The sequence below is a fragment of the Planococcus sp. 1R117A genome, assembly GCF_051417975.1.
Taxonomy (GTDB): domain Bacteria; phylum Bacillota; class Bacilli; order Bacillales_A; family Planococcaceae; genus Planococcus; species Planococcus shenhongbingii.
The window spans coordinates 338144-345580 of record NZ_JBPRLO010000005.1; the positions used below are offsets into that span (position 1 = coordinate 338144).

Sequence of the window (7437 nt, forward strand, 5' to 3'; positions counted from 1 at the left end):
GTTTTTCCGCAACGATTCACATTCGCCGTAAAATGAGGTTTCCTTTGCTTTATACTGTCCTGACAGAAAAAACCAATTCTCCCGCATTGAAAAAAAGAGCCGTTGGGGGCAATCAAAAGATGATCGTTCCGGGGTTTCGAAAATCCTATTCCTGGACCTATGAAATTGAACAGATGCCTCGCGGAGAACATATCCTTGAAGGAGTTCAGATAGAAATTGCTGATTTTTTTGGCTGGGTCCGTAAAAGCAGGCTAGTGCCTTTGCAGCAAAAAGTGCTCGTTTACCCTAATACGGTTGAAATGCCTTATCGGCCGATGGAGTCCAAATATGACCATGGTTCAATGGCGGCTCCTTTTACTTTGGTGAAAGACACGACCATGGCTACCGGAATCCGCGATTATCATCCCGGCGACCGGGTATCATGGATTCACTGGAAATCTTTTGCCCGAACTCAAACAATGAGAACGAAAGAGTTTGAAGATCGGCAATCACAGGACTTATTCTTAATGGATGACCGGGTTCCTTCAGAAAAATTTGAAAATCAAGTTGAATTAGTGGCTTCAATTCTGCAAGCAATTGTCCGGACGAATTCCAGTGTAGCTTATTTATCTGTTGGAGATACGCGCAATTATTTTCCAGTGATCCAGACTGAAGAACATCTACACCGAATTATGTACCATTTGACAAAAGTGCAAGCTGATTTGGAAAAGCCCGTAGAAGAAGCAGCGAATCGTGATTTGCAAAAAATACAAGCTTCGAGTTTGTTGTATGTTACCAGCCATCTAACGATTGAGATGGTGAAAGTTATTCAGCGGAACGTAAAACACTTGAACACATGCATGTGTTTAATCGTGATGAACAAAGGAGAGCATCCTTCTCCTAAAGATGAGATGGCCCATCAATTTGCCCGTTCCAAAGGATTTATTGTCAAGCGAGTCAGCCCTGAGAATTTTGCATCGGTATTCACGGAGGTGAACGGCAAATGACTTCCATTCGAAAAAATAGATGGTTTATGGCTGGATTATATGTTTTAGTTTTTTTCCTGCTGGCCGAATGGCTGACTCCGGTTATGACTTTGACAGCTACAGCCTATAAGCCTTTGTTTTTAATGTTCATTGGTATGGGATTGCTGATGGCTTTGTTAAAAGTAGATTGGTGGATTTCAGGGCCATTGAAATTGATTTATATTTTATGGTTTATCATTTATGTGTACACCGGTGAAGTGTTTTTCACTTCAGAGGCATTAGCATTTGTCTGGCAAGATACAGAAACAAATATAAGTGCTTTGTTTTCACAGAACTGGGCACAGACGACTGATATTTTTAGGACGGTTTTATTTTTTGCTTTGCTGTGGATGGCCGTTTATTTGATTCACTATTGGGTGAGTTTCCGTCTGAGTATATTTTTGTTTTACTTGTTAACGGTCGTATTTATCGCCGTTTTGGATACGTTCAGCCCTTATACTGGAAATACAGCAATCATCCGCATTATGGTCATTGGCTTGTTGCTTGCCGGACTTCTGCACCTGGCTAGATGGACTGAACGGCATCACATTGAGTTGAGCAGTGATAAAATCGCTGCTTCTGTCATTCCTCTTTTCATTATGATTGCGGTATCCACTGCATTCGCATTGTATTTGCCGAAAACCGGACCAGTTTGGCCGGATCCCGTGCCATATATTACCTCCCTCTCAAGTCAAGCGGGAAGCGGACCAGGCAGTACAGTTGGAAGGATTGGATATGGAGTAAATGATTCACAATTGGGTGGATCTTTTATAGGCGACAGTTCTCCAGTGTTTCGAGCGGAAGTGACAAGCGGCCAATATTGGAAAGTGGAGTCAAAAGATATTTATACAACAAAAGGCTGGGAACTGACGGGAAATGTCGGGGATTCATACCTTTACGAAAATGGGGATTTTATTGCCACTGATTTTACTCCTGGTGATTTGGAAGAACAAGACACGGCTTTGCTGTCGATGGATCAAGATTTTCCTTTTGTTTTATACCCATATGGCACAGAATCGATTGTGATGGATACAGACTTGGATTATCAATATAATTCGGCGGACCAGCGGATAGAAACCTACCAGCAAGGCGATGTTTACGAACCGGAAGTTTATGAGATTACTTACAGCGAACCTACTTTCAGCTTAACCGCATTGCGCGAAACGTCAGATGCTGATTTGGCCGAATTGCCTGCTGAATTTGACCGCTATTTGCAGCTGCCCGCGGAACTGCCCCAAAGAGTCCGGGATTTGGCAGCTGAAATAACGGCGAGCTCGACTACTATCTATGACAAGACACGAGATATCGAACGGTATTTCAGCAATGCGGGGTTTGAATACAGCCAGCAGGATATCCCGGTTCCTACTGAAAACCAAGACTATGTGGACCAATTTTTGTTTGAAACGAAAAGGGGCTATTGCGATAACTTTTCTACATCGATGGTTGTTATGCTCCGTTCTCTTGATATTCCGGCACGCTGGGTTAAAGGATTTAATGAAGGTGAATTGCTGGAGACTGACGGTGAAAGAGATATTTACCAAATCACTAATAACAATGCCCATTCCTGGGTGGAAGCTTATATGCCGGATGTAGGGTGGATGTTATTTGAGCCAACTATCGGTTTTACCGGCTCCTCGGCTGTAGAATTCGATGTGGAAGTGGATGCGGCAGAAAGGGATGAACACGAAATGCCGGATCGCCCTGAACCGCCTAAACCAAATGAAACAGAAGATGCTGCTGCTGCTTCAGGGAATGCAGGACCTTCCATATGGAGCCGATTCACTGCATTTTTAGACGAAAACCGAAGCGAAATCGGTTGGATTTTTATCGGGTTAGCCCTGCTGACAGCCATATTTTATAAGGTTCGCCAGAAATGGCTGCCAGTCGTGCTGATTCCTTATTACCGGCTTCGACGCGGCGGAACTCATACTTTTGAAAAAGCATATTTGCGGCTGTTGAAACAGCTGGATCTGTATGGCATTAAAAGAAGGGAAGGCCAAACGTTAAGGTCTTATGCATCCTACATCGATACGTTTTTCGGCACCAAAGACATGACCCGTTTAACAAATGCATATGAGCAGTCAATTTACGGCGGGCATACAGATGCCGTTGAATGGCGGGAATTGCAGGAAAGTTGGGAAAATTTAATCAAACAAACAACCGGTTGATTTTGAGCGTGCTACCTTGTACAATTGAGAAAATTAAAGTTACAGGTGCCCTCATATATGTCTGGTAATATGGACCAGATGTCTCTACCAAGTCCCCGGAAATGACTTGACTATGAAGGTGGATGACGCATGCCTCGACATGTGCATTCGCCTTTTTGATGTAGAGCCAAAAGAACGCGAGGAGTATTTTTCGCGTTCTTTTGTTTTTTTGAGGCATGAAATGAATAGAAGAGGTGAAGAGTGTGCCAGCAAGCCCGATGTTAAAAGAGCAAAAGAAGATTGTAGTTTTGGATTTTGGAAGCCAGTACAACCAATTGATTACACGGCGTATTCGAGAAATTGGAGTTTACAGTGAACTGCATCCTCATACCATTACTGCTGAAGAAATCAAAGAAATGAATGCGACAGGAATTATCTTCTCAGGCGGACCGAATTCGGTTTACGATAAAAATGCTTTTTCAGTAGATGACGCTATTTTTGAAATGGGATTGCCTATTTTAGGAATTTGCTACGGCATGCAATTAATGGCGCTGCATTTGAACGGTAAAGTTGAAAAAGCGCAAAACCGTGAATACGGCAAAGCGGAACTGAAGCTGGTCAAAGAAAGTAAGTTATTTAAAGAATTGCCGGAAGAGCAAATTGTTTGGATGAGCCATGGTGACTTGGTTACCGCTGCGCCTCCTGGATTTGATGTAATTGGTACAAGCGCAGGCTGTCCGATTGCCTCTATGGCGGATGAATCCCGCGGTTTTTACGGTGTTCAATTCCACCCGGAAGTGCGCCATTCTATTTATGGCAATGAGTTATTGCGCCAATTCGTCTTTGATGTATGCGGTATGACAGACGATTGGTCAATGGAAAATTACATTGAACTCGAGATCGAGAAGATTCGCGAAGAAGTAGGCGATAAAAAAGTTCTTTGTGCGCTTAGCGGCGGCGTAGATTCTTCTGTTGTGGCAGTACTGATCCATAAAGCAATCGGCGATCAACTGACTTGCATGTTTGTTGATCACGGTCTTCTTCGCAAAGGGGAAGCGGAAAGCGTCATGAAAACTTTTGCTGACGGCTTCCACATGAACGTCATCAAAATTGATGCGCGTGAGCGTTTCATGAATAAATTAGCTGGTGTAATTGATCCGGAACAAAAACGGAAAATTATCGGCAACGAATTTATTTATGTATTTGATGATGAAGCTTCAAAACTTGAAGGCATGGACTTTTTAGCGCAAGGAACGCTTTATACAGATATTATTGAAAGTGGTACAACCACAGCTCAAACGATCAAATCTCACCACAATGTGGGTGGCCTTCCTGAGGATATGCAATTCAAATTAATCGAGCCGTTAAATACTTTGTTTAAAGATGAAGTGCGGGTGCTTGGAACTGAGCTTGGTATGCCAGATGAGATCGTTTGGCGTCAGCCATTCCCGGGTCCGGGCCTTGGAATTCGCATTATGGGTGCAGTAACGGAAGAAAAACTGGAAATCGTCCGTGAATCAGATTGGATTTTGCGTGACGAAATCAGTAAAGCCGGTCTTGACCGGGATATTTGGCAATATTTCACTGTCCTTCCTGACATCCGCAGCGTTGGGGTAATGGGAGATGCCCGTACTTATGATTATGCGATCGGCATCCGAGCGGTTACCTCGATCGATGGCATGACTTCAGATTGGGCCCGCATTCCTTGGGATGTACTGGAGAAAATCAGTGTTCGTTTAGTCAATGAAGTCTCACATATCAACCGTGTATTGTATGACATTACGAGCAAGCCACCTGCCACTATAGAGTGGGAATAAAATAATTGAAGCAACTGTACTCTGTTTATGGAGTGCAGTTTTTTGTTTTCACGAACTTTATTCACTTTATTGAAAGAAATGTTCGTGTTTAATCTTGTTAGAAAAACGGAATCATGTTATATTACAATAGAAATTAAATAACGTTGTCGTATAATGTCGGGGATAAGGCCCGAAAGTTTCTACCGAGTTACCGTAAATGACTCGACTACGATTTTTGTCCGCTTTCAAGAAGCAGGACTATTTTCAGAGTTTTTGCTTTGAAAGGATAAATCGAGCGCATACGGCATAAAGCTGTATGCGTTTTTTATTTAAAGCATTATCGCGACGACACGCGGAGGAAAACAACATGAAAAAGTATTTTCAGTTCGAAGAGCTGGGAACCAATTATCGCCGTGAAATAATCGGCGGCTTAACAACATTTCTAGCGATGGCTTACATTTTAGTGGTCAATCCGTTGACGCTGACTTTAAGTTCAATCCCAGATTTGCCTGCTGAAATGTACATGGATTACGGCTCCGTATTTATGGCGACGGCTTTGGCAGCTGCAGTAGGGTGTTTAATGATGGGCATTGTCGCAAGATATCCAATAGCACTTGCGCCTGGCATGGGTTTAAATGCATTTTTTGCTTATACAGTTATTTTAACTTACGGTGTGCCGTGGCAAACTGCTTTAACTGGTGTTTTATTTTCTGGACTAATTTTTATCGTTCTTTCATTGTCCGGGATCCGTGAAATGATTATCAATGCAATCCCTAATGACTTGAAATTGGCGGTTGGAGCTGGGATTGGACTTTACATCACGTTTATCGGTCTGCAAAATTCCGGAATTATTGTGGCCAATGAAGCAACGATGGTCGGTCTTGGAGATTTATCAACGCCTTCAACGCTGCTGGCCATTTTTGGAATGTTTGTTACTGTAATTCTTATGGTTCGCCGAGTTAAAGGCGGAATTTTCTTCGGGATGCTGATTGCAGCTGTTGTGGGCATGATCTTCCAAGTGGTTGATTTACCTAAAGCAATCGTTGATTTTAATGTTCCGAGTATGGCTCCGACATTTGGAGTGGCTTTCGAGCCAATCATTAATGACTTTGGTTCTTTGGTAAATATTGAATTTCTGGTTATTGTCTTAACATTCCTGTTTGTAGACTTCTTTGATACTGCCGGAACTTTGGTGGCAGTTGCAACTCAGGCTCGATTGATTAAAGATGATAAACTTCCACGTGCTGGAAGAGCGTTATTGGCAGATGCGGTTGCAACAGTAAGTGGAGCGATCTTTGGGACTTCGACAACAACATCTTATATCGAATCTAGCGCAGGAGTGGCTGCAGGAGCTCGCTCTGGATTTGCTGCAGTCGTAACCGGATTACTATTTTTGATTTCCATATTCTTTTATCCGCTATTAGAAGTAATTACGAGTGCTGTAACTGCTCCTGCTTTAATTATTGTAGGTGTGCTGATGGTTTCGGCTTTAGGAAGAATCGATTGGTCGAAATTCGAAATCGCTGTACCTGCTTTCCTAACAATGATAGCGATGCCGCTTGGTTATAGTATTGCAACAGGTATTGCTATTGGTTTTATTTTCTATCCTATTACGATGATCACCGCTGGCAAGTGGAAGCAAGTACATCCGATTATGTATGGGTTGTTTGTGATCTTCATTCTTTATTTTGTGTTCATCGCTTAAGAGAAAGCCCGCCAAAGAATTTTGGCGGGCTTTTTTATATAGAAGGAAGTTGTGGGATGAAGAAGCTATTTATATATAGAAGAGAAATTTGATCTGGCTGATTTCGATACCAATGTTTTAGAACTTAAAAATTTCCACGGTGTTTTATGAAGTCGCCTGATTATTTTATATAGAAGAAAAAGAAAATAGAGATATGAAAAGAAGGGAGAAATGAGATAGAGCTTTTGAATCAGAACGAGATCATGGATAGATGGCAAATAGTTGCAATGTAAAGGAGATATTCCCTTTCAAATTTGTAACACTTTTGTAATTTCATTTTTAGAATATTCTGTTATAATAAGAAATGTAAACGAAATAATATTTTTTTATTATTTCTATTAAAAGCGTTGACTTCAAATACAACCTCTGATATATTAGTAATTGTCCTCAAAACAACTCGATGTAAGTTCATTAAAAAATTAATGAGAAAAATAACGAAAGTTATTGACATGGATTGTAGGTTGAGGTATTCTAATAAAGTTGCTGTTTGAAAGCGGCGCACATTGAACCTTGAAAACTGAACAGCAAAACGTCAACAAAAATTGTTGAAGCGCCTTGGCGCGACAACGAATTTTCTGCGAGGATCGTCGCAAAGCGATCCGAGCAAAACACTACTGATCAGCGCAAGCAGATCAAAGCGACTCGCGCATCCTTCGGGATGGCGAGACGCCAGCAGAACATTGAGCAATCAATTTCTTCTATAATGGAGAGTTTGATCCTGGCTCAGGACGAACGCTGGCGGCGTG

General features: G+C 42.0%; 4 protein-coding genes and 2 riboswitches. All 4 genes read left to right on the forward strand.

What is annotated here, in order from left to right:
- Positions 1 to 44: 44 nt before the first annotated feature.
- Positions 45 to 986, forward strand: coding sequence for a DUF58 domain-containing protein (locus ACSFXN_RS16295; RefSeq protein WP_437151151.1), 942 nt, complete (start codon positions 45 to 47; stop codon positions 984 to 986).
- Entirely contained in the window at positions 983 to 3172 is a 2190-nt protein-coding gene (locus tag ACSFXN_RS16300; protein WP_437151152.1) for a DUF4129 domain-containing transglutaminase family protein, read from the forward strand. Before ACSFXN_RS16295 ends, ACSFXN_RS16300 begins: the two co-directional genes overlap by 4 nt.
- A 31-nt stretch (positions 3173 to 3203) precedes the next feature.
- Positions 3204 to 3305, forward strand: a riboswitch (purine riboswitch).
- A gap of 124 nt (positions 3306 to 3429) precedes the next feature.
- Entirely contained in the window at positions 3430 to 4968 is a 1539-nt protein-coding gene (guaA, locus tag ACSFXN_RS16305; protein ID WP_437151170.1) for a glutamine-hydrolyzing GMP synthase, read from the forward strand.
- Between the two features lie 126 nt (positions 4969 to 5094).
- Positions 5095 to 5196, forward strand: a riboswitch (purine riboswitch).
- Positions 5197 to 5314: 118 nt separating this feature from the next.
- Positions 5315 to 6652, forward strand: coding sequence for an NCS2 family permease (locus ACSFXN_RS16310; protein ID WP_437151154.1), 1338 nt, complete (start codon positions 5315 to 5317; stop codon positions 6650 to 6652).
- Positions 6653 to 7437: the final 785 nt, after the last annotated feature.

Bases quoted from the DNA above. Each gene is read 5' to 3' on its own strand.
- guaA (WP_437151170.1), top strand. From the start codon at position 3,430: ATGTTAAAAGAGCAAAAGAAGATTGTAGTTTTGGATTTTGGAAGCCAG.
- ACSFXN_RS16310 (WP_437151154.1), top strand. From the start codon at position 5,315: ATGAAAAAGTATTTTCAGTTCGAAGAGCTGGGAACCAATTATCGCCGT.
- ACSFXN_RS16300 (WP_437151152.1), top strand. From the start codon at position 983: ATGACTTCCATTCGAAAAAATAGATGGTTTATGGCTGGATTATATGTT.